Annotated in this window: 25 protein-coding genes; 3 read left to right on the top strand and 22 right to left on the bottom strand. The window is 53.8% G+C overall.

Going from position 1 to position 26517, the window contains the following annotated elements; genetic code table 11:
• Positions 1-5: 5 nt before the first annotated feature.
• Complete coding sequence (gene arfB / locus ACXIZX_RS03355) at positions 6-416, bottom strand: alternative ribosome rescue aminoacyl-tRNA hydrolase ArfB (protein WP_008108459.1); 411 nt, start codon at positions 414-416, stop codon at positions 6-8.
• 214 nt (positions 417-630) lie between these two features.
• Here arfB and ACXIZX_RS03350 point away from each other — a divergent pair, with 214 nt between their 5' ends.
• A complete protein-coding gene (locus ACXIZX_RS03350; RefSeq protein WP_036622231.1) occupies positions 631-831 on the top strand; it encodes a YaeP family protein in 201 nt (66 codons plus the stop codon).
• Positions 818-1081: a Rho-binding antiterminator gene (rof, locus tag ACXIZX_RS03345; protein ID WP_008108461.1), complete on the top strand. Its 264-nt coding sequence runs from the start codon at positions 818-820 to the stop codon at positions 1079-1081. Before ACXIZX_RS03350 ends, rof begins: the two co-directional genes overlap by 14 nt.
• A gap of 39 nt (positions 1082-1120) precedes the next feature.
• On the opposite strand, the gene ACXIZX_RS03340 is transcribed toward rof, so the two are convergent.
• The 21 genes from ACXIZX_RS03340 to rpsB all read right to left on the bottom strand — a co-directional run bounded on the left by ACXIZX_RS03340 (position 1121) and on the right by rpsB (position 25367).
• Positions 1121-1429 carry a c-type cytochrome gene (locus tag ACXIZX_RS03340; protein ID WP_479404840.1) on the bottom strand — a complete coding sequence of 103 codons (309 nt, stop codon included), beginning with the start codon at positions 1427-1429 and terminating at the stop codon, positions 1121-1123.
• A 14-nt stretch (positions 1430-1443) separates the two neighbouring features.
• Positions 1444-2745 carry a tRNA lysidine(34) synthetase TilS gene (tilS, locus tag ACXIZX_RS03335; RefSeq protein ID WP_479403585.1) on the bottom strand — a complete coding sequence of 434 codons (1302 nt, stop codon included), beginning with the start codon at positions 2743-2745 and terminating at the stop codon, positions 1444-1446.
• A gap of 54 nt (positions 2746-2799) precedes the next feature.
• Positions 2800-3189 (bottom strand): VOC family protein, encoded by a 390-nt coding sequence (locus ACXIZX_RS03330; RefSeq protein ID WP_008108470.1) that lies wholly within the window; start codon positions 3187-3189, stop codon positions 2800-2802.
• 65 nt (positions 3190-3254) lie between these two features.
• On the bottom strand, positions 3255-5402 hold the full coding sequence (locus ACXIZX_RS03325; RefSeq protein ID WP_179452010.1) for a lysine decarboxylase LdcC: 2148 nt from the start codon (positions 5400-5402) through the stop codon (positions 3255-3257).
• A gap of 374 nt (positions 5403-5776) precedes the next feature.
• The gene (accA, locus tag ACXIZX_RS03320) at positions 5777-6736 is read right to left on the bottom strand and encodes an acetyl-CoA carboxylase carboxyl transferase subunit alpha (RefSeq protein WP_179452009.1); all 960 of its coding nucleotides are present in this window, start codon (positions 6734-6736) and stop codon (positions 5777-5779) included.
• Positions 6737-6748: 12 nt separating this feature from the next.
• On the bottom strand, positions 6749-10231 hold the full coding sequence (gene dnaE / locus ACXIZX_RS03315) for a DNA polymerase III subunit alpha (protein WP_179452008.1): 3483 nt from the start codon (positions 10229-10231) through the stop codon (positions 6749-6751).
• Between the two features lie 31 nt (positions 10232-10262).
• The gene (gene rnhB / locus ACXIZX_RS03310) at positions 10263-10889 is read right to left on the bottom strand and encodes a ribonuclease HII (protein WP_179452007.1); all 627 of its coding nucleotides are present in this window, start codon (positions 10887-10889) and stop codon (positions 10263-10265) included.
• Positions 10882-12030 (bottom strand): lipid-A-disaccharide synthase, encoded by a 1149-nt coding sequence (gene lpxB, locus ACXIZX_RS03305; RefSeq protein ID WP_008108475.1) that lies wholly within the window; start codon positions 12028-12030, stop codon positions 10882-10884. The genes rnhB and lpxB overlap by 8 nt, the downstream gene beginning before the upstream one ends.
• A gap of 3 nt (positions 12031-12033) precedes the next feature.
• Positions 12034-12822 carry an acyl-ACP--UDP-N-acetylglucosamine O-acyltransferase gene (gene lpxA, locus ACXIZX_RS03300; RefSeq protein WP_101762042.1) on the bottom strand — a complete coding sequence of 263 codons (789 nt, stop codon included), beginning with the start codon at positions 12820-12822 and terminating at the stop codon, positions 12034-12036.
• A gap of 3 nt (positions 12823-12825) precedes the next feature.
• Entirely contained in the window at positions 12826-13281 is a 456-nt protein-coding gene (gene fabZ / locus ACXIZX_RS03295) for a 3-hydroxyacyl-ACP dehydratase FabZ (protein ID WP_007893924.1), read from the bottom strand.
• Between the two features lie 190 nt (positions 13282-13471).
• Positions 13472-14497 (bottom strand): UDP-3-O-(3-hydroxymyristoyl)glucosamine N-acyltransferase, encoded by a 1026-nt coding sequence (lpxD, locus tag ACXIZX_RS03290; RefSeq protein WP_479403584.1) that lies wholly within the window; start codon positions 14495-14497, stop codon positions 13472-13474.
• Between the two features lie 3 nt (positions 14498-14500).
• Positions 14501-15001 carry an OmpH family outer membrane protein gene (locus ACXIZX_RS03285; RefSeq protein ID WP_007893920.1) on the bottom strand — a complete coding sequence of 167 codons (501 nt, stop codon included), beginning with the start codon at positions 14999-15001 and terminating at the stop codon, positions 14501-14503.
• Between the two features lie 95 nt (positions 15002-15096).
• Positions 15097-17508, bottom strand: coding sequence for an outer membrane protein assembly factor BamA (gene bamA / locus ACXIZX_RS03280; protein WP_008108479.1), 2412 nt, complete (start codon positions 17506-17508; stop codon positions 15097-15099).
• A 51-nt stretch (positions 17509-17559) separates the two neighbouring features.
• Entirely contained in the window at positions 17560-18909 is a 1350-nt protein-coding gene (gene rseP, locus ACXIZX_RS03275; RefSeq protein WP_008108480.1) for a sigma E protease regulator RseP, read from the bottom strand.
• 12 nt (positions 18910-18921) lie between these two features.
• Positions 18922-19779, bottom strand: coding sequence for a phosphatidate cytidylyltransferase (gene cdsA / locus ACXIZX_RS03270; protein WP_008108481.1), 858 nt, complete (start codon positions 19777-19779; stop codon positions 18922-18924).
• An 18-nt stretch (positions 19780-19797) separates the two neighbouring features.
• Positions 19798-20550, bottom strand: coding sequence for a (2E,6E)-farnesyl-diphosphate-specific ditrans,polycis-undecaprenyl-diphosphate synthase (ispU, locus tag ACXIZX_RS03265; RefSeq protein ID WP_007893909.1), 753 nt, complete (start codon positions 20548-20550; stop codon positions 19798-19800).
• 166 nt (positions 20551-20716) lie between these two features.
• Positions 20717-21919, bottom strand: coding sequence for a 1-deoxy-D-xylulose-5-phosphate reductoisomerase (gene ispC / locus ACXIZX_RS03260; RefSeq protein WP_193372753.1), 1203 nt, complete (start codon positions 21917-21919; stop codon positions 20717-20719).
• A 114-nt stretch (positions 21920-22033) separates the two neighbouring features.
• On the bottom strand, positions 22034-22591 hold the full coding sequence (gene frr, locus ACXIZX_RS03255) for a ribosome recycling factor (RefSeq protein WP_036649587.1): 558 nt from the start codon (positions 22589-22591) through the stop codon (positions 22034-22036).
• Positions 22592-22733: 142 nt separating this feature from the next.
• Positions 22734-23459: a UMP kinase gene (pyrH, locus tag ACXIZX_RS03250; RefSeq protein ID WP_007893903.1), complete on the bottom strand. Its 726-nt coding sequence runs from the start codon at positions 23457-23459 to the stop codon at positions 22734-22736.
• Between the two features lie 154 nt (positions 23460-23613).
• Positions 23614-24465, bottom strand: a complete 852-nt coding sequence (tsf, locus tag ACXIZX_RS03245; RefSeq protein WP_179452004.1) for a translation elongation factor Ts — start codon at positions 24463-24465, stop codon at positions 23614-23616.
• Positions 24466-24647: 182 nt separating this feature from the next.
• On the bottom strand, positions 24648-25367 hold the full coding sequence (gene rpsB / locus ACXIZX_RS03240) for a 30S ribosomal protein S2 (RefSeq protein WP_007893898.1): 720 nt from the start codon (positions 25365-25367) through the stop codon (positions 24648-24650).
• 318 nt (positions 25368-25685) lie between these two features.
• Here rpsB and map point away from each other — a divergent pair, with 318 nt between their 5' ends.
• Complete coding sequence (gene map, locus ACXIZX_RS03235) at positions 25686-26480, top strand: type I methionyl aminopeptidase (RefSeq protein ID WP_008108487.1); 795 nt, start codon at positions 25686-25688, stop codon at positions 26478-26480.
• Positions 26481-26517: the final 37 nt, after the last annotated feature.

Here is a 26517-nt window from a genome sequence, read left to right as displayed (position 1 = left end):
GTTTTTTATTGCACCTTTCCGCGCATCGCCTTCACGTTACTGCGCCGGGTTTTACCTTCCAGCCGCCTCACTTTGGAGCCGTGCGTGGGTTTGGTTGCACGCCGAACCTTTTCCACCGTGGTTAACTCCTGAATCAGATTAATCAGCCGCTGCACGGCCGCTTCCCGATTCATTTCCTGGCTGCGATGCTCCTGCGCTTTGATAATCACCACACCCTCTGCGGTGATCAAATGATGGCTCGCCGCCAGCAGTCGCTCTTTGTAGAACGGCGGCAGCGACGATGCATGGATATCAAACCGCAGGTGAATCGCCGTGGAGGTTTTATTCACATGCTGGCCACCGGCACCTTGCGCACGGATGGCACTGAGCTCCACTTCATTATCTGCAAGTGAAACCGATCGAGACAGCACAATCATCTGTCACCTGCCGTTTGGCTCGACGTTGCGTCCTGTAATAACCTGTTCATCAACTTAACCTTTTGTGCGCACGCTGCGTGCATGAGACCAGCGCGAAATGTCACTTTTGCCCATTTCCTTGCATCATTCCCGTGACGACCGGGCTGATTTCCATGAAATTCCTGTGATATAGTCGCCTATCATCCAGAGTATCAACTCTGCTGAGGAGGTGTATGTGCAAAAGTATTGTGAGTTAGTTCGCCAGAAGTATGCCGAAATTGGTAGCGGCGACCTTGGGTATGTGCCAGACGCCATAGGTTGTGCGTTGAAGGCTCTCAACGATATTGCCGCTGATTCTGCGCTAAACTCTTCTCTCAGGGAACAAGCAGCGTATGCCGCTGCAAACTTATTGGTGAGCGACTATGTTGACGAATGAAGCCTATAAACCCATCAACTGCGATGATTACGACAACCTCGAACTCGCCTGCCAAAAAAACTGGACGCTGTCGTTAGAGTTAAAAAACGGCGATCAGCTCAAGGCGAAAGCCGTGGACATGGTCTCACGTAAAAACGTTGAGTACCTTGCCGTCGATCTCTCAGGCGAGACCCGCGAAGTGCGGCTCGACCACATCGCCAGCTTCACCCATCCGGAGCTGGGCACCGTCGTCGTTAGCGAAGACGAGTAAAACCTCTCTCGGGCGGGACTCACATCCCGCCCACCTCGCTTAAGGCTTTAACGAACTGTAATACGCCGATAAATCTGCCATATCCTGATCGCTCAATCCTGCCACAAACGCTTTCATCACTTCCGCCTGGCCACCGCTACGCTCGCCTTTTTTATAAGCTTGCAGTGAATGCAGCAGATAAGGCGCATGCTGCCCGGCCAGATTAGGATAGAGCGGCACCGCGCTTTTGCCCTCGGCACCGTGACACGCCATGCAGCTTGCCGCTTTTTGCGCGCCTGCATTGACATCGCCGTCGGCCAACACCGGCAGCGCCGCAGCGAATAACGTCGCTGCCATCCAAAGTTTCATCATTGCTCTCCATTTTATTGTTGTGGTGACCAGATCGCCTGCCAGCCTTGCTCATTGCTGGCAGCGCCTTCACAGGTAATAAACAACCCCGGCGCGCTAATTAGCGTCTGGTTAAAGTAAATCAACGGGATACGTTCGCGCAGCCAGGGCGCAACGCCCAACTCTTGCCATAGCTTCTTCATCTCGCGGCCACCTGCGCGCCCCTGCAAGTGATAATAACCCTGCGCCTGGAAGCGGACCGTGATCGTTTCATCCGCTGCAGGCTGACGCAGCTCGGCAATCCACGCATTCGCCTGCAGCGAACCTAAACCGGCCGGTAAATCGAGCGGCTGTGTGCGGTCTTGCCAGGTTAGCGAGTGCTGACTAAGTGAAGGCTGTGGCGTTAACCAATAGAGTTTCTGCCGATAGCGGCGCAGCTCAAAAGCGCTGAAGCGCAAACAGGGTTTAGCATCCTCACGGCTGTTGATGACTTCATCGGTGATGCGTTTCAGCGCCTCACGCGAAGGCATCGCGCCGCCCTGTTGGGCAATCCAGCGGCGTAACAGCGCATGACGCCGCGCTTCACTCATGTTCATTAACGGTGGGAAGTGCAGCGCGCCCTGCGCATCGCTAAGCTGCGCCAGCTGTTCCGCCAGCAACTCGTCGAGTAGTTGCTCTTGCTCACCACAGAGCGCGGCGCTGCGAGCGCTGGCGGCGCTGAAGTGCGGCCAGCGGGCCTGCAGCAACGGCAGAACCTGCTGACGCAGGAAGTTGCGGTCATAGCGGCTATCGGCGTTGCTTTCATCTTCAATCCAGCGCAGCTGATGATCGGCAGCGTAGTTTTCCAGTTGCTGACGGCTAACGTCGAGCAACGGACGCAGATGCCAATGATCGCCAACGCTGCGCTGCGGCGGCATCGCGGCCAAACCCGCCGGTCCGCTGCCGCGTTTTAACGCCAGCAGCAGCGTTTCCGCCTGGTCGTCGAGGTGTTGAGCGGTAAGTAAGTGCTCACCGAGTTGCAGCTGCTGAAACAGCGCCTGATAGCGCGCCTCGCGGGCGGCCGCTTCAATGCCGTTGGCGCGACCATCAACCTGCACATGCAGCACTTCACAGGGAATCTGCCACTGCTGGCAAACATGCTGACAATGCAGCGCCCAGCTATCGGCATTCGGGCTCAGACCATGATGGACGTGTAACGCGCGCACACGCAATGCTGGCTGCTGACGTTGCCAGCAGACCAATTGATGCAGCAGCACAGTGGAATCGAGTCCGCCACTGAACGCCAGCACATAGCCAGCGTCGGGTGTCAGCAGCGAAGCAAGATGAGATAAAGACATGAGCGCGTTCCGTCCGGGCGAGCCACCGAATTGCGGCTCGCGGCGGACGCTAGTTTACGCCTGATACAGCTCCAGCGGCAAACCGTCCGGATCGGGGAAGAAGGTGCAGGCTTTACCGGTTAACGCATCAATACGAATCGGCTCGCACGTCACGCCCTTCTCCGCCAGCGCCGCAATTGACTGCTCAACATCCTCAACACAAAACGCCAGATGGCGCAGGCCGCAGGCTTCCGGCCCACTGACGCGTGGCGGCGGCGATGGGAAAGAGAACAGCTCGATGGTGTAAACCCCGTTAAGGCCGAGATCGCCTTTCCACGAGTCGCGCTCGGCGCGGTAATATTCACCCAACAATTCAAAACCCAGCACATCACAGTAAAACGCCTTACTGCGCTGATAATCGGTGGCAATAATGGCGATGTGGTGGATCTGTTTTATCTGCAGCATAGCGACTCCGGTTTTCACATAAGCCGCTTACCCTACGTGGCAAAAGCGGCGTTGGAAAGAGGTGATTATCCGACTTCTTCACGCAATACGCGCACCAGATAGCGGCCATCTTCCGTCAGCGTTGCACCGTGAATATCGGTTTCGAAGCCGGGATAGTGTCGACCAATAGTGCAGAGCATCAGCAGAAAATCGAGCACGGAACGGCTCTGTTCCGTAATCATCTCGCCCGGCATCACCACCGGCACGCCTGGCGGGTACGGCAGAATCATGTTGGCAGAAATGCGACCCACCAGCTCGCGAATATCCACCGTTTCCACCTGACCTTTTACCTGGCGCTGGAATGCCTGATGCGGCGTCATCTTCATCTCCGGCAGCACGTCGAACGCTTTCAACATCAGGCGCGGCAGATCGTGTTGCAGGATCAACTGATGAATGCCCTGCGCCAGCGTTTGAATGCGCATATTGCGGTAGAAGTCGGGATCTTCAGCATAGAGATCCGGCAGCATGTTTTTCACCCGCAGATTGAGATCGTATGCGCGCTTAAACTCCGTCAGCCCACGCAGCACGCTCATCGCTTTGGTTTTATCAATACCGATGCTGAACAGAAAAAGTAGATTGTACGGCCCGGTTTTCTCCACCACGATACCGCGCTGATCGAGGAACTTAGCCACCAGCGCGGCTGGAATGCCCTCTTCCGCCATCTTGCCCAGCTCGCTCATGCCCGGCGTCAGAATGGTGACTTTGATCGGATCGAGATACATGTGATCGCGATCAGCATGAGTGAAACCGTGCCAATCTTCTTCGCCCGGCTGGATCGGCCAGCATTCGGCTTGATCGACCTGCTCCGGCTGCCAGATATCAAAGAACCAGCCTTCGCACTCTTCCCGTAAGCGCTGAATTTCACGACGGAAATGCAGCGCACGTTCAACCGAGCGGTTGATCAATCGCTTACCCGGATTACCGCGCAGCATCGCCGCTGCAGTTTCAATCGACGAGACAATCGCGTAGCTCGGCGATGTGGTGGTATGCATCATGTAGGCTTCGTTAAAGGTGTGCTCGTCGTAATCACCTTTGATATGAATTAGCGAAGCCTGCGAGAACGCCGCCAGCAGTTTGTGCGTCGATTGCGTTTCATAGATCACTTTGCCGGGAATACGGTCGCCGCTCATGCCGCTTTTACCGGCATAAATTGGATGGAAATTGGTGTACGGCACCCACGCAGAATCGAAGTGGATTGATGGCACATCCAGCGTCTGTTTGATGAACTGCGTGTTATACAGCAGGCCATCATAGGTTGAGTTGGTGATCACCGCATGCACCGGCCAGCTGGCGCGCGGCGTGGCGTTGACCTTTTGCTGGATGCTGTCACGCGTAAACTCACGCTGTGGAATGCCGCCCAAAATGCCCAGCGCGTTGCGCGTCGGTTTGAGCCAGATCGGGATGATGTCGCTCATCATCAGCAAATGGGTCAGCGATTTATGGCAGTTACGGTCTATCAGCACCGTGCTGCCCGCAGGCGCCGCATACATGCCGACGATTTTGTTCGAGGTCGAGGTGCCGTTGGTCACCATATAGCTTTGCTCGGCGCCAAAGGTGCGCGCGACGTACTCCTCCGCTTCCAGATGCGGGCCGGTGTGATCGAGCAACGAACCCAATTCCGTTACCGAGATCGAGACATCCGCTTTTAAGGTGTTCGAGCCGAAGAAGTCATAAAACAAGCTGCCCACCGGGCTTTTCTGGAACGCGCTGCCGCCCATGTGACCTGGCGTACAGAAGGTGTATTTGCCCTCTTTGACGTAGGTGAACAACGCTTTGGTCAGCGGCGGCGTTATGTTATCGATGTACTCATCGGTGTACTGACGAATATGCAGCGCGATGTCATCGGCAGCGCTCAAGGCATATTCGAAGAAGTGCAGCGCCATGCGCATCTCGTTGATGCTGACATCCATTTGCGAATGGGTGTTGATGAAGGCATACAGCGGCAGATATTCATTGAGCTGATTGATGTCGCTACACAGCGCCAGACTGTAATCGTCCCAGTCAAAAATCACTCCGCAGATACGCGGATTGTGTTCAATCAACTTCAGCAGGTCGCTGGCATTATTGGGGTAAACGGTTTGGAAGCCTTGCAGCTTAAGGGCAGCATCCAGTTCGCGAATAGGCTCATCTTTGTAGAAAGCGCCGTGCGGTCCCATGATCGCAATAATATTCAATGCTCACCTCCTGTGGTGTTGTGGCACTGAATAAGGATAGCGAAAAGCGCGCGCGGATAAACCTGGAATGCTCTGCTGTTGAGTAATTGCAACCGAATGCTAATGTTCCAGAAAAGCCATGATAAAGCCTGAGGGGACAGGAAAGACCAGCCCGAAGAGCAAAGCATCCGAGCCATGGATGGCGAGGCCGATCTGCACGGATGCAGTTATTCTTTGCGATCGGGCTGGTCTTTTCTGGACCTTGCACCGAAGTCACAGCGAAATCGTCGACCAGGTAGCCATGAATGGCTACCCTACGAATGGCTGGTCAGGATGGTGTACGTTAGACATAAAAAAAGCGGACCGAGGTCCGCTTCTTGCTTCAGTTTGATGTATCAAGCGTAACCGTAGTTCATCAGGCGCTGATAGCGACGGTTGAGCAACTCTTCGGTGCTCAGCACATCGAGATCGGCCAGATCCGCTAACAGTTGCTTTTTCAAGCTGACAGCGATATCAACTGGATGACGATGCGCGCCACCCAGCGGCTCAGGAATGATGGAATCGATCAGCTTCAGCTCTTTCAGACGCTCAGCTGTGATACCCATCGCTTCCGCAGCCAGCGGTGCTTTGTCGGCGCTTTTCCATAGAATCGACGCACAACCTTCCGGTGAAATAACCGAATAGGTGCTGTACTGCAGCATATTGACTTTATCGCCCACGCCGATGGCCAGCGCACCACCGGAACCGCCTTCGCCGATTACGGTACAAATCACCGGAATTTTCAGGCCAGACATTTCACGCAGGTTGCGGGCGATCGCTTCAGATTGACCGCGCTCTTCTGCACCCACGCCCGGATAAGCACCCGGCGTGTCGATGAAGGTGATCAGCGGCATCTTAAAACGTTCAGCCATTTCCATCAGACGCAGCGCTTTGCGGTAGCCTTCTGGTGCCGGCATACCGAAGTTACGACGGATTTTCTCTTTGGTTTCGCGACCTTTCTGATGACCAATGATCATCACTGGACGACCGTCAAGACGGGCAATACCGCCGACAATCGCTTTATCATCGGCATAAGCACGGTCGCCAGCCAGTTCGTCGAAATCATCAAACGCGTTGCGGATATAGTCCAGTGTATAAGGACGCAGCGGATGACGCGCGAGTTGCGCCACTTGCCATGCGCCTAAATCGGAGAAGATTTTACGGGTTAGCTCAACGCTTTTTTCGCGCAGACGCTGCACTTCCTCATCCAAATTAATATCGTGTTTCTCATCCGAACGGCCAATCGATTTTAACGAGTCGATTTTCGCTTCAAGCTCTGCGATTGGCTGTTCAAAATCCAGGTAATTAAGACTCATAATGTTCCTGTTTTAGTCAAACTCCAGTTCCACCTGCTCCGATCCTACTAACGACCGCAAATCGTTGAGTAAACGATCGCTGGGCGAAATACGCCACGCTGCACCAAAGCGTAGCTTCGCTCGCGCATCGGCTCTCTGATAGTAGAGATGCACCGGAATGGTCCCGGAGCGATGAGGCTCCAGAGACTGGCGGAGACGGTTTAAAAGCTGGTCATCAATTTGCCTGTCCGTCAGCGAGATAGCAAGTCCGCGCGCGTATTTTTCCCGCGCTTCGTCGATGTCCATAACTTCCCGAGCGGTCATTTTAAGGCCACCGCTAAAGTCATCAAAGCTGACCTGTCCACTGACGATCAGGATACGGTCCTTCTCCAGCAACTGCTGGTATTTATCTAACGCATCGGTAAATAACATCACTTCAAGACGACCAGAACGATCGTCAATCGTACAAATACCAATTCGGTTGCCGCGTTTAGTAACCATCACGCGGGCGGCAATCACCAGCCCCGCCGCAACGGTTACTTTACCACGATCTGTCGGATGCATGTCTTTCAGGCGCATGCCGCCGACGTAACGCTCAATTTCTTTCAAATACTGATTAATTGGATGTCCGGTGAGATACAGACCCAAGGTCTCACGTTCGCCATCCAGTTGAATTTGTTCAGGCCACGGCGTGATGCTGGCGTAGGATTTCTCCACCTGCTCCGGCTCTTCCGCCAGCACGCCAAACATATCGGCCTGGCCGATGGCTTCGGCTTTGGCATGCTGATCGGCCGCTTTTAAGGCATCGCCAAGCGCACTCATCAAGGCCGCGCGATGCGGGCCGAGACGATCGAACGCGCCCGACATGATCAGTTTTTCCATCACGCGACGGTTAATCTTTTTGGTGTCGGTGCGAGCACAGAGATCAAATAGCTCTTTGAAGTAACCGCCTTCATTACGCGCTTCAATGATTGCTTCGATCGGACCTTCACCCACGCCTTTGATCGCGCCGATGCCGTACACGATCTCACCTTCATCGTTAACGTGAAACGGGTAGAGTCCTGAATTGATGTCTGGCGGCAGCACTTTGAGGCCCATGCGCCAGCATTCGTCAACCAGGCCAACCACTTTCTCAGTGTTATCCATATCGGCGGTCATTACGGCCGCCATGAACTCTGCCGGATAGTGCGCTTTCAGCCACAGCGTTTGGTAAGAAACCAATGCGTAAGCAGCGGAGTGCGACTTGTTAAAGCCATAGCCGGCGAACTTCTCTACCAGATCGAAGATTTTCATCGACAGTTCGCCGTCGACGCCCATCTTCTCCGCACCGTCCTGGAACACCGAACGCTGCTTCGCCATCTCTTCCGGTTTCTTTTTACCCATCGCACGACGCAACATGTCCGCGCCGCCCAGCGTGTAACCCGACAGCACCTGCGCGATCTGCATCACCTGTTCCTGATACAGAATGATGCCGTAGGTCGGCTCCAGCACCGGTTTCAGGGTTTCGTGCTGCCACTGAATATCCGGATAAGAAATCTCTTCGCGGCCGTGCTTACGGTCGATGAAGTTATCTACCATGCCCGATTGCAGCGGTCCCGGACGGAACAGCGCCACCAGTGCGATCATATCTTCGAAGCAGTCAGGCTTCAGACGTTTGATCAAATCTTTCATGCCGCGCGATTCAAGCTGGAACACCGCAGTAGTTTCCGAGCGCTGCAGCATATCGAAGCTTTTTTTGTCTTCCAGCGGGATGGCGGCGATATCAATCGGTGGCAAACCCTGCTTTTCACGGCGCGGGTTAATCATCTTTAGCGCCCAGTCGATGATGGTAAGCGTACGCAGGCCGAGGAAGTCAAACTTCACCAGCCCAGCATATTCCACGTCATTCTTATCAAACTGGGTAACCGGGAATTGCCCGTTTTCATCGCAGTACAGCGGCGCAAAATCGGTGATTTTGGTCGGCGAGATCACCACACCACCGGCGTGTTTACCGGCATTACGCGTGACACCTTCCAGTTTCCGCGCCATGTCGATCAGCGCTTTCACCTCTTCATCTGCCTCGTAGATCTCCGGCAGCTGCGGTTCAGCCAGGAAGGCTTTCTCCAGCGTCATGCCAGGATCGGGCGGGATCAGCTTAGAGATACGATCAACAAAACCGTACGGATGGCCGAGTACACGTCCCACATCGCGAATAACCGCTTTCGCTGCCATGGTACCGAACGTAATGATCTGCGATACCGCATCACGTCCATACATATCGGCCACGTGATCGATCACCTGATCGCGTTTCTCCATGCAGAAGTCGACGTCGAAATCGGGCATCGAGACACGTTCCGGGTTCAGGAAGCGTTCGAACAGCAGGTCAAATTCCAGCGGATCGATATCGGTAATTTTCAGCGCATACGCCACTAATGAACCGGCACCCGAACCACGGCCTGGACCAACGGGAATACCGTTGTCCTTCGACCACTGGATAAACTCCATCACGATCAGGAAGTAGCCGGGGAAGCCCATCTGGTTGATAACAGTGAGTTCAATCTCCAGACGTTCATCATATTCCACGCGTTTTTCAGCGCGCACCGCCGGATCCGGGAAGAGGAATTCCATACGCTCTTCCAGGCCTTCGCGCGACTTCGCCACGAGGAAGTCTTCGGTGCTCATATCACCGGTGGGGAACTGCGGCAGGAAATACTCGCCGAGGCGCACCGTCACGTTACAGCGCTTAGCAATCTCTACGCTATTTTCCAGCGCTTCCGGGATGTCCGAGAACAGCTCGCACATCTCCTCTTCACTGCGCATATATTGCTGAGGACTGTAATTGCGCGGACGCTTGGGATCGTCCAGCGTGTAGCCGTCATGAATCGCCACGCGGATTTCATGCGCATCAAAATCTTCTTCATTGAGGAAGCACACTTCGTTGGTGGCAACGACGGGAATACCTTCGGCAATTGCCAGTTCGACGGCACCATGCAGATAGGCCTCTTCATCGGCGCGACCGGTGCGCATCAATTCGAGATAATAGCGATTCGGGAAGTGTTCCTGATAGAAGCTCAAACACTGCGCGACCATCGCGCTATTGCCGCGCAGCAGACTGCGGCCCACATCGCCACGACGTCCGCCAGACAGCAGAATCAGGCCTTCGCCCAGCTCCAGCAGCCAGTCACGATCGATGATGGGGCCCGCAATGCCGTAACCACGCTGATACGCACGCGAAATCAGCAAGGTCAGGTTTTGATAACCGGTGTTATTGGCCGCCAGCAGAGTTAACTGCGTCAGCTCATCGCCCATCAAGTCACTGGCGACCTGGAAGTCAGCACCAACAATCGGCTTGATCCCCGCGCCATGCGCACTACCGTAAAAACGCACCAGCCCGCACAGGTTGATGTAATCGGTAATCGCGATCGCCGGCATGCCCAGCGCAGCCGCCTTTTTGACTAAAGGTCCGGTTTTCGCCAGACCATCAACCATGGAGTAATCGCTGTGGACGCGCAGATGTATAAAACGAGGTTCAGCCATATCAGTTTCCGGTTAAAACAGCGTCAGGCTATTAAAGCGTAGTTGGCTGGCGGGCTGCCAGCACGTCAGCATCAATCAAGGCGTTACGCACCGGCGCAAAGCTGCGACGATGATGAGGTGTGGCGCCGTGCTGCGTCAGCTTTTCCATATGCAGCGCGGTTGGATAACCTTTGTGTTGCGCAAAGCCATATTGCGGGAACAGCAGATCCAGCTCGGCCATTTCACGATCGCGCGTGACTTTGGCGATGATCGAAGCAGCACTGATCTCTTTCACCAGGCTATCGCCCTTCACCACCGCCTGCGAGGGCATCGGCAGCGCGGGACAACGGTTACCATCGATCAGAACGAAGTCCGGCGCAATGTGCAAACCCGCGACCGCGCGCTGCATCGCCAGCATGGTGGCATGCAAAATATTGAGCTGATCGATCTCTTCTGGCTCGGCTCGGCCAAGACTCCAGGCCAGCGCCTTCTCTTTGATCTCGTCATACAGCGCCAGACGACGCTTATCGGAGAGCTTTTTCGAGTCGGCCAGTCCGACAATCGGGTTGGCGGGATCAAGGATCACCGCCGCCGTCACCACTGCGCCAACCAGCGGGCCGCGTCCGACTTCATCAACGCCAGCAATCAGCTGCGCGTTGGGATAGATAAATTCAGCCATTGATGATCTCCAGTACCGCATCCGCCGCCTGCTCATCGGCATTCCAGCGAATCTGTTGATGCAGCTCGGTGAAGGTTTTCAGCAGCGCTTCGCGCTCAGGGCCCGCGTGCAGTAGCGGCTCCAGCGCCGCAGCTAACGCTTCGGGCTGACATTCGTCCTGCAGCAACTCTTTCACCAGCTCGCGACCGGCTAACAGATTTGGCAGGGAAACATACGGCGTTTTTACCAAACGTTTTGCCAGCCAGAAGGTCGACGGCTTCATACGATAGCCAACCACCATCGGGCATTTCGCCAGCATGCACTCCAGCGCGGCGGTGCCAGATGCAAGAATAGCGGCATCGCTGGCCAGCATCGCCTGACGACCTTTGCCATCCAACAAATGCATCGGCAGTTCAGGCGCAACTTGCGCTTTGATCTGCTCAAACTGCTCGCGGCGTTTGGCGTTCACCAGCGGCACCACGATTTCCAGCGTTGGATAGCGCTGACGCAGCAACTGCGCGGCGCGCAGGAAATCGGCGCTGAGCATTTCCACTTCCGCACCACGACTGCCCGGCAACAAGCCAAGGCAAATCGCCTCTTCAGCAATACCTAACTCGCGGCGCGCCGCCAGCTTATCGGGCTGTAGCGGCATCGCATCAGCCATGGTGTGGCCGATAAAGCGGCACGGTACGTTAAAACGATCGTAGAACGCTTTTTCAAACGGCAGGAATGCCAGCACCAGATTAGTGTTGCGGCCGATTTTGAATACGCGCTTTTGACGCCACGCCCAAACGGAAGGGCTGACGTAATGAATTGTGCGAATGCCCGCGCGCTTGAGGCTCCCTTCCAACGTAATGTTGAAATCCGGCGCATCAATGCCGACAAACACATCCGGCTTGAGTTCGGTGAAGCGCTGCGTCAGGTCACGACGAATTTTCAGCAGACGCCGCAGGCGTCCCAGCACTTCGACGATGCCCATCACCGCCAGCTCTTCCATCTCATACCAGGCTTCGCAGCCTTCGGCCTGCATCAGCGGACCGGCCACGCCAACAAAGCGCGCATCAGGATGGCGCGCTTTTAACGCACGGATGAGACCTGCACCAAGAATATCGCCGGAGGTTTCTCCGGCGACCAGGGCAATCGTTAGGGGACGCGCTGACATGGATTAACGAATCAATCCACGCGTAGAACGGGCAAAGAAGTCATAGAAAGGCTGCACTTCGCTGTGTTGTTTCGCCAGCTCTTCAATCTCTGGTTTCACTTCATCCAGCGTTTTGCCGCTGCGGTACAGCAGTTTGTACGCGTTGCGAATGGCATGCAGCGCTTCTTTGCTAAAGCCGCGACGCTTCAGACCTTCGATGTTGATACCGTATGGCGTTGCGTGGTTGCCCTGCGCAATGACATAAGGCGGCACATCCTGCGCGACGCCTGAACAACCGCCAACCATCACGTGAGCACCAATGGTGCACCACTGATGTACCGCCGTCATGCCGCCGATAATTGCAAAATCATCAACGGTGACGTGACCGCCCAGCGTGGCATTGTTAGCAAAGATGCAGCGATTGCCGATCACGCAGTCATGCGCGATGTGAGCATTCACCATCAGCAGGTTATCGCTGCCGACTTTGGTCACATTGCCGCCCTGCGTGGTGCCACGATGAATGGTCACGCTCTCGCGGATGCGGTTACGATCGCCAATTTCAACGCGCGTCGGTTCGCCCGCATATTTCAGGTCCTGGTTCACTTCACCAATGGAAGCGAACTGGTAGATCTGATTGTCTTTGCCGATACGCGTATGGCCGTTCACCACCACGTGCGATTTGAGAACCGTTCCTTCACCAATTTCCACATTGGCACCGATAAAGCAGAACGGACCGATGTGAACATTGGCGCCGATAACGGCACCCTCTTCAATGACAGAACTGGGATGGATATTGGCGGTTGAATCAATCACTTATTATGCCTCCCGGCTACGGGCACACATCATGGTCGCTTCACAGACAATTTTGCCGTCCACGGTCGCCACGCCTTTAAAGCGCGTCAGACCACGACGGGTTTTCTCGAAGGTCACTTCCATGATCATCTGATCGCCCGGCACAACCGGACGTTTGAAACGTGCTTCATCGATACCAGCGAAGTAATAGAGTTCGCCTGGTTCCAGTTTTCCAACGCTTTTGAACGCCAGAATGCCGGTCGCTTGCGCCATCGCTTCCAGAATCAGAACGCCTGGGAAAATCGGCTTACCAGGGAAATGTCCCTGGAAAAACGGTTCGTTAACAGAAACGTTCTTCACCGCGCGCAGATATTTATGCTCTTCAAAATCCAGCACGCGATCAACCAGCAAGAAAGGATAGCGGTGTGGCAGCAGTTCTAAAATCTCTTCAATTTTCAGAGTATGCGTTTCAGTAGTCAAAATACTCTTCCTGTCCTAAAAAATCTGATGGCAACAATAACACGGCCTGCACCGATCAAAATGATCTTCCGCAGGCCGCAAATTAGTTCGGGGCGTTTCGCTTTCTTACGATACCTGCTGCCATTCTCGGGTTAGCCAAGGTGGCAGAAAATACACTTCTTGTTATGAAAGCGAGTAGCGTGGGATGCGTTTAGTCGTCTTTGTCGACCTTACGTTCGATGGCTTTTAAGCGTTTGCTTATTTCATCGATGTTCATCACCAGCGCTGCTGTTTTACGCCAGGTTTTGTTGGGTTGCAGTGGAATTCCCGACGAATACACGCCTGGCTCTGTGATGGGGCGCATTACCATGCCCATGCCCGTTACGGTCACTTTGTCACAGATTTCCATATGGCCGTTAATGACGCTGGCGCCGCCAATCATACAGTAACGTCCAATCTTCAGACTACCCGCCATGATCACACCACCCGCAACTGCGGTGTTATCACCAATCACGACGTTGTGCGCAATCTGACACTGGTTATCTATGATAACACCATTGCCGATCAGAGTGTTATCCAGCGCGCCGCGATCGATGGTGGTACAGGCACCAATTTCTACCCGATCACCAATCACTACGGTACCCAGCTGCGGGATTTTCACCCAATTGCCGCGATCGTTAGCATAGCCGAAACCATCAGCACCAATGACGGTGCCGGACTGAATCAGACAATCCTGACCAATATGGATTTCGTGATAAATCGTGACGTTAGCCCACAAACGTGAGCCGCGACCGATGCGCGTCTGCTTACCAACAAAACATCCTGCGCCAATAACGACGTCGTCACCCAGCTCTACGCCGGACTCGATCACCGCATTTGCGCCTACCGAAACATTCTTACCCAGCTTAGCCGTTGCATCGATCACCGCGCTGGGCGCGATATTCTGCGCGGGCTGCGGCGTGGTGTCCAGCAGTTGTGCCATGCGGGCATAAGTTAAGTAAGGATTTTTCACCACCAGGGCGGCCGTTTTACACCACTCCAGATCCGCTTCCGTCAGCACCACGGCTGAAGCCTGGATAGTAGCGAGCTGCTCGCGGTAGCGGCTGTTTGCAAGAAAAGTGATTTGGCCAGTTGTGGCGGATTGCATAGAAGCAATGCCGGAGATGACGATATCGCCATCTCCGTGCAATTCTGCATCCAACTGCTGGGCTAAATCAGCCAGTCGAATTGATGACATCAATTATTTAACCTGTTTTACAACGTCAGCAGTGATGTCTTTAGCATCAGAAGAAGAGTACAGCACGGCCTGAGAGTCCAGAACCAGATCGTAACCTTCGCTTTTCGCTACAGACTGAACAGCGGTCTGGATTTTAGCCAGCAGCTTGTTACGCTCCTGCATCTGACGAGTTTGGTTGTCTTTGTCAAAAGCCTGTGCTTTTTGTTCAAAGGCAGCACGCTCAGAAGAGATTTGCTTCTCTTTCTTGGTGCGGTCGCTCGCTTTCATGGTCGATGCATTACGCTGCAGATCCTGAATTTCTTGCTGGATCTTCTGCTGCTGAGACTGGAGGTCAGAGGCGCGGCTCTGGAATTCACCTTCAAGCTGTTTAGCAACAGCAGCACGCTGCGGAGACTGCTGGAAAACCTGGCTCAGGTTCACGACGGCAACTTTATCAGCCGCTTGGGCACCCGCAGAAGCAGCTAACGCAACACCCAGAGCAGCAGCACAGAACAACTTTTTCACTATAAACTCCTTACCTCAACGTGTGTGTTTGCAGCGTGCCGCATTATCAGGCAGCACGCGTGCAAGACGGTATTTTCACTTCCCTGCTCAGAGCCTTACCAGGTTTTACCAATGTTAAACTGGAATTGCTCTGACTTGTCTCCCTCGACTTTCTTCATCGGCTGGGCGTATGAGAATACCAGCGGTCCTAACGGCGACATCCACTGCAGTGCCACACCGGCAGAGACGCGAATGTTATTAGGATCGCTGTAATCTGGCACACCCGCCGCGCGTGTTTCCGCGGTGTTCTGCCATTTGGTATCCCAAACGGTACCGGCATCCATAAACACCGAAGTACGCACGGAATTCGCATACTTCTCGCTCAGGAACGGCGTTGGCGTGATCAGCTCAAGGCTGGCAATCGCCATGGCGTTACCACCAACCGCATCATCCGACTTACAGACGCCGTTTGGATCTGAGAGATTACAGGTTGACGAGCCATCGTTCAGATACGCAGCTTTAGGACCAATGGTATTGGACTGGAAGCCACGAACTGTGCTCGAACCACCGCCGTAGAAGTTCTCATAGAACGGCATCTCTTTACCATTAAGTCCGTCACCATATCCAACACGGCCACGGCCTAATACTACCCACGTACCATCGCGGTTCAGCGGCACATATTGCTGGCTATCCAATGTCGCTTTGTAGAACGCGTTATCAGAGCCTGGAATCGTCACTTTACCGTTCAGGTTGGTACGGTTACCGCGCGTTGGGAAGAAGCCGCGGTCTAAGGTGTTATAGGTCCAACCGTAGTTGAAGGTGAAATCATCTGCAGAGAAATCACCATCATCATTCAAGCCCTGATGACGACCGACTGAATCCAGATAACGCCACATCGCCACCTGTGGACGCATGTTGGACAGGTCGTTATGCACGTAACCTAAACCAACACGCAGGGTGTTGTTTTCGTTGACCGGGAAGCCCAGCGTACCGTCGAGACCATAACTTTTGTTGGTATAGTCAGACAGATCCGCGTCATCGGCTTTAAAGTCGTTATAGAACAAACGACCGCCAAGGCTCACACCGTCGACTGTGAAGTACGGATCGGTCAGCGAGAACTCAGCATAGGTCTGGTAATCGTTTTTGGTACCGCTGATGCCAACGGTGTTACCGGTGCCGAGCCAGTTTTCCTGGGTCACACCCACCTGGAAGCTCACGCCACTTTCAGTACCGTAACCGACACCAAAGTTGAAGGTACCGGTGTTACGCTCTTTCACCTTGTAGACCACATCAACCTGGTCTGGTGCACCTGGAACGCGCTGCGTATCCACATCCACGGTTTCGAAGTAACCGGTACGATTCAGACGCTCTTTACCCTGATCGACGAGGTCGCTGCCCAACCAGGCACCTTCCATCTGACGCATTTCACGGCGCAGCACTGAATCTTTTGAGGTGTCGTTACCTTCAAAGCGCACTTTACGCACGTAGTAACGGTTGCCCGCATCTACGTTGATATGCAGCTTGACGGTTTTGTCAGCATCATTAATTTCTGGCTGCGTCATTACGCGCGGATAGGCGTAACCGTAGCGGCCCAGCAATTTCTTGATGTCATCTTCCATTTGGGTGACTTTGGTGCCGTTATACAGCTCACCCGCTGGAATTCTGGTCATCTTTTCGATTTCAGCAGAATGGCCCGCCATGCTGCCGTTCACGATCACGCCGGCAATCTTGTACTGATCGCCTTCGTTGATGTTCACGGTGATGTAGATGCCTTTCTTATCTGGCGTCAGGCTCACCTGCGTTGAATCGATGTTGAAACGCGCATAACCGCGATCCAGATAGAAGCTGCGCAGGGTTTCGAGATCGCCCGCTAACTTCTGCTTCTGGTATTTGCGATCGCCCACCACGTTCCACCATGGCACTTCATCACGCAGTGAGAAGCGTGAGATCAGTTCGTCAGAGCTAAACGCTTTATTGCCGACGATGTTGATCTGCTGGATCTGTGCTGAAACGCCTTCCTGGAAGACGAATTTGAGATCCACACGGTTGCGCGGCAGCGGCGTAGCAATGGCTTTGACGCTGGCGGTGTATTTACCGACGCTGTAGTAGAAGTCTTCCAGGCCCTTCTCGATTGAAGAGAGCGTGGTGCGGTCCAGCGCTTCGCCAACGCGCACGCCAGAAGCTTCGAGGTTCTGTTTCAGCTGATCTTCTTTCACCGCTTTGTTGCCGGAGAAAGTGATGTTGGCAATGGTCGGACGCTCTTTCACCTGAACAATCAGGGTTGTACCGTCACGCAGAACCTGCACATCTTCAAAGTTACCGGTGGCGAACAGTGAGCGAATGGTGTTTCTGACATCATCGTCATTCACCGTATCACCGACACGTACCGGCATGCTGAGCAGAGCCGCGCCGACGGCGACTCGCTGGAGACCTTCGAAATGAATGTCCTTCACTACGAAATCGTCTGCACCGTAAACGGTGGCGCTGCTAAACAGCAGCGACGCTATGAGCAACTTTTTCATCGCCATCGTTGTTATGCGTTTTCCTAACACATCCCGCGTCTGTATGCGTTCCAGCTATTACAGACGAGAGAAATCATTGAAAAGTGCAAGCCCCATTAACAGCACTAGCAAGATTGAGCCAATGCGATAACTAAAGTCCTGAACTCGCTCGGACACCGGTCCACCTTTGATCTTTTCGATCGCCAGAAAGAGCAGATGACCACCATCTAAAACCGGCAGAGGGAACAGGTTAATGATGCCCAGGTTGACGCTGATAAGCGCCAGGAACATCAGGTAATAAATCACCCCGTACTCTGCTGACAACCCGGCACCCTGCGCGATCGAAATCGGCCCGCTCAAGTTATTCAGCTTCACATCCCCGATTATCAACTTGCCCAGCATGGAGACTGTTAGCTTCATCAACTGCCAGGTTTTTACACTGGCTTCGCCGATCGCCGCAAAAGGCCCATACTGCCTTACCGTTTTGTACTCATCAGGCAGCGGAATCACACGCGGTATTACACCCGCGAAGCCTTCCGCTTCCTTGCCCGGTTTCGCTTCCGGCGTTAACGTCAACGCCACAGGTTCGCCGTTGCGCTCGATATCTAGCGCCATGTTTTTGCCCGGATTATCCCGCACCTGTGCCGCAAAAGCCTGCCACTGAGACAATGGCTGACCATCGACTTTAACGATCCTATCGCCCGCTTGCAAACCAGCATTGCTTGCCGGTGAGTTTGCCTGAACTTCAGCTAAGGTCGTTTCAATCTGCGGCCCACGTGGACGAATACCTAAAGCGACCACCGGATCCTGTTTATCAGGCTCAAATTGCCAATCGCGCAAATTTAATTGCTTTTGCTGCGTGGCTTCTTCGCCAAATTGCGAGACGGTAAGCGTGGCATCGCTGTCGCCGATTTTACCGATCAGCGCCATACGCACAGCATCCCAATCAGGCGTTTCGATACCATCTACCGCTTTAAGTTCCATACCGGAGGTAATTTGCGCTTCGGCAGCGACGGAACCGTTCAGAATTTCACCAACTACGGGACGTACACCCGGCACGCCGTGAATAAACACGACCCAGTAAGCGAAGATGGCAAAGATGAAGTTGGCGATAGGACCGGCTGCGATGATCGAAGCACGCTGCAGCACGGTTTTATTATTGAAGGCTTGATGACGCAGTTCAGCGGGAACGCTCTCAACGCGTTCGTCGAGCATTTTGACGTAGCCGCCGAGAGGAATCAGCGCGATGACATATTCGGTGCCCTGACGATCGCTGCGACGCCACAGCGCTTTACCAAAGCCAATCGAGAAACGTTCGACTTTGACACCGCAGCGGCGCGCCACCCAGAAATGGCCAAACTCGTGCACGGTAATCAGCACGCCCAGCGCCACGATAAAGGCGGCAAAACTCCAGAGTATACTCAACATCGTCGGCTATCCTCAGAGGGTGCGGAACACCAACAGCAGCAGGCAGGCAAACACCGGCACCGCAGCAGTCAGGCTATCAATACGATCGAGAATACCACCGTGCCCCGGAATCAAGTTACCGCTGTCTTTAATACCCGCTTCACGCTTAAACATACTTTCTGTCAGGTCGCCCAATACCGATGCCAGCGTGGCAATTACTGCGCAGATGATCAGCGTGCCCGGCGCCACCGAAAGCGGTGCCAGCAGGGCAAACAGCCAGGCGATGATGGCAGATGACAACAGGCCACCGAAGAAACCTTCCCAGGTTTTACCCGGAGAGACTTTCGGAGCCAGCTTGTGTTTGCCAAACAGGCGACCAAACATGTAAGCACCAGAATCTGCGCCCCAGACGAGGAACATCACGAACAGCAGCCACCATGCGCCCGCGAAATGATCGGTATCGTAATGATACTGACGCAGCGCCATCATGCCCCAGAAGAACGGAATCAAGGTGAGCACACCAAACAACAGGCGCAGCGCACGTGAATGACGCCACAATGCAGCAGAAGCCGGATAGAACAGCACTAAGATGAGCGCAACAATCCACCATCCCAGCGATGCCCAGAGCGAGCCTTCCATCTGGAATTGGTGCAGATTGCGTTGATAGGGTTCAAGAGTAAAAAGCATCGCGGACAGCAACAGACCGCATAGCACGGCGAGCCAGATACGTTGCTGACGCGTTTTCATGCCGGCAAACTGCCCCCATTCCCAGGCGGCAAGCATGCAGATGATGATAGTGATAATCGCAAAACCGGACAGGGGTAACCAGAACAGTGCAGCGATCACCAGCGGAATCAAAATTAACGCGGTAATCAGACGAGACTTCAGCAAAGGTTACCCCCAAATTGCTTAGGCGCCGCCTGGTGCAGTACCGCCATAGCGTCGCTCCCGCGTAGAGAATGCATTCAGTGCACCTTCAAAAACGTTTTCATCAAAATCAGGCCAAAGAACATCGGTAAACCAAAACTCAGCATAGGCGATTTGCCACAGCAGGAAGTTGCTAATCCGATGCTCTCCCCCGGTCCTTATCACTAAATCCACTGGCGCCAGCTCCTGCATACACAGATACGGAGCCAGGCTTTCTTCGGTAATCTGGTCAGGACGCAATAAACCTTCCTGAACCTGTTCGGCCAATTTTCTGGCACCCTGGATAATATCCCAACGGCCGCCATAGTTGGCAGCAATGTTAAGGGTCAGTCCATTATTTTGCTGAGTCAGTTCCTCGGCGCGGCGAATGCGTTCCTGAATACGGTTATTGAAACGGCTGATATCACCAATAATGCGCAGACGCACATTGTGCTTGTGCAGGCTTTTAACTTCGCTGTCGAGCGCCCAGACAAACAACTCCATTAATGCTGTCACTTCCTGAATCGGACGGCTCCAGTTTTCACTACTGAACGCATAAAGCGTGAGCGCCTCCAGTTTATGGCTAACCGCAAAGCTGACAGCCCGGCGTACTGATTTTACCCCGGCTTTGTGGCCTGAAATACGCAGTTTGCCCTGATTTTTTGCCCAGCGACCATTACCATCCATAATGATGGCCACGTGACGTGGCGTGCAGTACGACTCGTCATCGATTGTGTTGTGATTGTTGGACGACATAACGCGTAATAATTCCTTTCATCAGAAATGCTGTGGTTTCTGAATACATTGCGCCTGCAGCAAACTCCGGCAAACACGCCAGATGACATCGAAACAATGTCGGGCTGTGAAACGCGAGCGAGCGACTATACCATTTTCACCCAGAGCGAACAAATAGCGGGAACTATCAACCTGCTAAACGAAAGCGCGGCAACAATTCATTGGCACGCACGCGCGCTAACCGATCGATCTCCATCACCTCGTCAATGCTGCCTGGCTCCTGACAACTCAGGGTCGCCAGCACTTCGCTGTTGATGGCGGCGATATCGGTAAAACGAATCTGGTGCTGCAGAAAAGCTGCCACCGCCACTTCATTCGCTGCATTCAGCGAGGTCGTCGCGGCCTGGCCTGTAGCACAGGCATCAATCGCAAGCTTCAGGCAGGGATAGCGCTCGTAGTCCGGCTCGGCAAACGTCAACGACTTCATGCGAGTGAAGTCGAGCGGCGTTACGCCCGCAGAGATACGTGCTGGCCATGCCATGCTGTGCGCGATAGGCGTCCGCATATCCGGAGAGCCCAGTTGCGCCAGCACGCTGCCGTCGCAATAACGCACCATCGAATGGATAACAGACTGCGGATGCAGGATCACCTCCATCTGCGCGTCAGTCGCATTAAACAGCCAGCGGGCTTCAATGTATTCAAGACCTTTATTCATCATGGTGGCCGAATCAACGGAGATTTTACGCCCCATTGACCAGTTCGGATGCGCACAAGCCTGATCCGGCGACATACCGGCTAAATCGGCTAATGGCGTGTCACGAAAAGGACCACCCGATCCCGTAAGGAGAATCGACTCGATGCCGTTCCCCCGCAGATCAGCGTACCCCAACTGATGCTGTATGGAAGCGGGTAAACTCTGAAAAATGGCGTTGTGCTCACTATCGACGGGTAGCAATTGCACCTGATGTTGGCGTACCGCCTCCATAAACAGACGGCCGCATGTGACAAGCGATTCTTTGTTGGCCAGCAGCACGGTTTTGCCGGCACGAATTGCAGCCATGGTAGGCTGTAAACCTGAGGCGCCAACAATCGCCGCCATCACCTGATCCACATCATCCAGCGCGGCCAGTTCGCAGGCTGCCTGAACGCCGGAGAGCACTTCGGTATTAACGTTGAGTGCTTTCAGTCGCTCACGCAGCGCTTGTGCAGATTTCTCGTCGGACATCGCAGCATAGCGAGGTTGGAATTGCAGGCATTGCTCAGCCATCAACGCCACATTCTGGCCGGCCACCAGCGCGGTCACCTGATAAAGTTCAGGATTTGCGGCAATCACCGCCAGCGTGCTGGTACCAATGGAGCCGGTCGAACCCAGCAGAGTTAATCGCTTCATCATGCTATCCCTGTGAAGTCGTGGAGGGTGCCCGCAACGGCGCCGGACACAATGTAAAACGCCGCCAGAGTCGAACACGTCTCTGAACGGCGTTTTGAAAAGCAGTTGATGGAATTAGAAGTCCATCAGTTCCTTTTCTTTATCGGCCAATGCCGCATCAACACTCTTGATGTGCGCATCGGTCATTTTCTGGATCTCATCCTGCGTACGACGTTCGTCGTCTTCGCTGATCTCTTTGTCTTTCAGCAGCGCTTTGATCTTGTCGTTCGCGTCACGACGGACGTTACGTACAGAGACACGGCCCTGCTCAGCTTCGCCACGTACGATCTTGATCAGATCTTTACGACGCTCTTCGGTCAGCGCTGGCAGCGGCACACGAATATCGCTACCGGCTGAGCTTGGGTTCAGACCCAAATCAGACGTCATAATCGCTTTCTCAACAGCAGCGCTCAGCGAGCGATCAAATACGTTGATTTTCAACGTACGTGAATCCTCTACCGTCACGCTAGCCAGCTGACGCAGCGGCGTAGGTGTACCGTAATAAGGAACCACAATGCCGTCGAGCAGTGAAGGTGAAGCACGGCCGGTGCGGATTTTGCTGATGTTGTTTTTAAATGCATCCACACATTTTTCCATGCGCGTGTCTGCATCTTTTTTAATGTCGTTAATCACGTTGAAACCCTTGAATTCGGTTGACCTGGCCATTTCCGGGCTAACCGGAAGCGGTATCGATAAACATCGATCATCCTAATTGCTGCGCGATGCCGGAGCATCGCGGCAAAAGAATATACCTTATTTTAACGTGCGTCGGGTATTAATGCGTAATCAGGGTGCCTTCTTTTTCACCCATCACGACGCGACGCAACGCGCCAGGCTTGTTCATGTTGAAGACGCGGATAGGCAGTTTGTGATCACGCGCCAGCGTAAAGGCGGCGAGATCCATCACTTTGAGCTCTTTATCCAACACTTCTGCATAGCTCAGTTGGTCATAAAGCGTGGCATCCGGGTTTTTCACCGGATCTTCAGAGTAGACGCCGTCTACTTTGGTGGCTTTCAGTACCACGTCGGCTTCGATTTCGATGCCGCGCAGACAAGCTGCAGAGTCAGTGGTAAAGAACGGGTTGCCAGTACCGGCCGCAAAGATCACGACGCGGTTATTGCGCAGCAGGCTGATCGCTTCTGCCCAGCTGTAGTTGTCACACACGCCGTTCAGCGGAATCGCTGACATCAAGCGCGCATTGACATATGCACGGTGCAGCGCATCACGCATTGCCAGGCCATTCATTACTGTTGCCAGCATGCCCATATGGTCGCCGACCACACGGTTCATGCCCGCCTGGGCCAGACCTGCGCCGCGGAACAGGTTACCGCCACCAATAACCACACCCACCTGAATGCCCAATTCAACCAGCTCTTTAACCTCTTGCGCCATGCGGTCAAGCACGCTCGCGTCGATGCCAAAACCTTCGGCACCTTGCAGTGCTTCGCCACTCAGTTTTAGCAGGATACGTTGATATACAGGTTTTGCGTTGGTCGCCATGGTCAGTTCTTCCTGGAAGATATGATGAAAAGGAGAAGTAAAATCTGGTCGATCATCCGCAAAGCCCGCGAGAAAAGCTATTGGGATGAGACTGAAAGTGCTGCACTAAATCGCAGACAAAAAAGAACCGCCTTGTGGCGGTTCTTTCGGACCATTAAGACTGTTTGGACATTGCAGCAACTTCTGCTGCGAAGTCAGCTTCAACTTTCTCAATGCCTTCACCCACTTCGAAGCGGATGAAGTTGATGACGTCAGCGTTTTTCTCTTTCAACGCCTGGCCAACGGTTTTGCTTGGATCGATAACGAAAGCCTGACCGGTCAGAGAAACTTCGCCGGTGAATTTCTTCATGCGGCCTTCAACCATTTTCTCTGCGATTTCTTTTGGCTTGCCAGACTGCATGGCGATGTCCAGCTGAACCTGGTACTCTTTCTCAACCACGTCTGCAGACACGTCTTCTGGCTTAACGAACTCTGGCTTGCTTGCAGCGATGTGCATAGCAACTTGCTTGCTCAGTTCTTCGTCAGCACCGGTGGTAGAAACAACCACACCGATACGTGCGCCATGCTGATAGCTGTTCAGCTCAGCGCCTTCCAGGATAGCAACACGACGGATGTTGATGTTCTCACCGATTTTCGTAACCAGCGCTACGCGTTCTTCTTCGAACTGCGCTTTCAGAACTTCCACATCGGTAACTTTGCCAGCGACAGCTGCATCCAGAACCTTGTCAGCAAACGTCTGGAAACCGCCATCTTTAGCAACGAAGTCGGTCTGGCAGTTTACTTCCAGGATCGCCGCGAAGCCGTCAGCGATTTTGGTTTTGATCACGCCATCAGCAGCAACGTTGCCTGCTTTCTTAGCGGCTTTGATTGCGCCAGATTTGCGCATGTTCTCAATCGCCAGCTCGATGTCGCCGTTCGCTTCGGTCAGCGCTTTTTTGCAGTCCATCATGCCTGCGCCAGTACGCTCACGCAGTTCTTTTACCAATGCAGCGGTAATATCAGCCATTCCAGAATCCTCGATTCGTCTCTGTGTGCTCACACACTGTCAGAAACTTGTTGCGGAAAATTTACTCTGCCCCGCTCGCTCTGCAGTGAGCGTGACAGACTTAGATAAAATAAAGGGGCCTGAACGGCCCCCTTAACAGATAACATCTGATGTCTAAGGGCTCTCAGAAAGAGCGAACCTTATTAAGCTTCAGCAGCTTCTTCAGCCTGCTCAGCCAGATCCTGTGAACGGCCTTCGCGCACGGTAGTGGCAACGGCAGTCAGGTACAGGCTTACAGCACGGATCGCATCGTCGTTACCTGGGATAACGAAGTCAACGCCGTCTGGATCAGAGTTGGTATCAACGATAGCAAATACTGGGATACCCAGGTTGTTTGCTTCTTTGATAGCGATGTGCTCGTGATCAGCGTCAACAACGAACAGTGCATCCGGCAGACCGCCCATATCTTTGATACCGCCCAGGCTGTTTTCCAGCTTGGCCAGTTCGCGAGTGCGCATCAGCGCTTCTTTCTTGGTCAGTTTGTCGAAAGTACCGTCCTGAGACTGAGACTCAAGATCTTTCAGGCGTTTGATTGACTGACGAACGGTTTTCCAGTTAGTCAGCATGCCACCCAACCAGCGGTGGTTTACGAAGAACTGGTCGCAGCTCAGAGCTGACTCTTTAACCGCTTCGGCAGCAGCGCGCTTAGTACCAACGATCAGAATCTTACCTTTACGGGAAGAGATCTTTTTCAACTCAGCCAGAGCGTCGTTGAACATTGGCACAGTCTGCTCGAGGTTGATGATGTGAACCTTGTTACGTGCGCCGAAGATGAATGGCTTCATTTTCGGGTTCCAGTAACGGGTCTGGTGACCAAAGTGAACACCAGCCTTGAGCATGTCGCGCATTGAAACAGTTGCCATGATTACCTCTAAAGTTTGATTTGGGGTTGGGCCTCCATGTATCCCATACGACCGACCTCTTTCAAGGCACCCCGGCGTATGTGTCGATACATGTGTGTTTTAGTACACATAATGAGTTTTATGCGTTTCCTGCCAGCCAAACGTCGGTGACAGAGAATCGTCGGCGCGCTTTATACCACAATGCGCAGGAATACGCCAATAGTAGTTGAGCGCCGCAGGCGCAGACAATCGCCATTTGGCAGCCCTTTTGCTGGCTGCTAACATGACTGCCACAGAACTCATTATTGTCGAAAATTTCGACGATTGCGGATTAATTTAATGGCTATTTCAATTAAAACCCCTGAAGAAATCGAAAAAATGCGCGTTGCGGGCCGTCTTGCGGCTGAAGTGCTGGAGATGATTGCACCGCACGTGGTGCCTGGCGTCACCACCGGTGAACTGGATCGTCTCTGCCACGAACACATCACGCAGAAGCAGCAGGCGATTTCCGCCTGCCTCGGCTATCACGGCTTCCCGAAATCGGTGTGTATTTCGGTGAATGAAGTGGTCTGTCACGGTATTCCGAGCGACGATCGCGTGCTGAAAGATGGCGATGTGGTTAACGTCGATGTCACGGTGATCAAGGATGAGTATCACGGCGATACCTCAAAAATGTTCATCGTCGGTAAAGCGACCATTCAGGGCGAGCGCCTGTGTCGCGTTACTCAAGAAAGTCTCTATATCGCGTTGCGTCTGGTGAAGCCGGGAATTCGTCTGCGTGAGCTGGGCCGTGCGATTCAGCAGTATGTCGAAGCGCAAGATTTCTCAGTGGTGCGTGAATATTGCGGTCACGGCATCGGTAAAGGCTTCCATGAAGAGCCGCAGGTCCTGCATTACGACGCGGATGACAGCGGCGTAGTGTTGCAAGCAGGCATGACCTTTACCATCGAACCGATGGTCAATGCCGGTGATTACCGCATCCGTACCATGAAGGATGGCTGGACCGTGAAAACCAAAGATCGCAGCTTGTCCGCGCAGTATGAGCATACTATTGTGGTGACAGAAAACGGCTGTGAGATTCTGACGCTGCGTGAAGACGACACCATTCCAGCGGTGCTCGAAAACGTCGCGTAGTCATCTCGCTGACAGTACCAGGCCGGCTTATAGCTGG

The sequence above is a fragment of the Candidatus Pantoea symbiotica genome (assembly GCF_056491525.1).
This window is presented reverse-complemented; position numbering and strand designations above follow the sequence as displayed.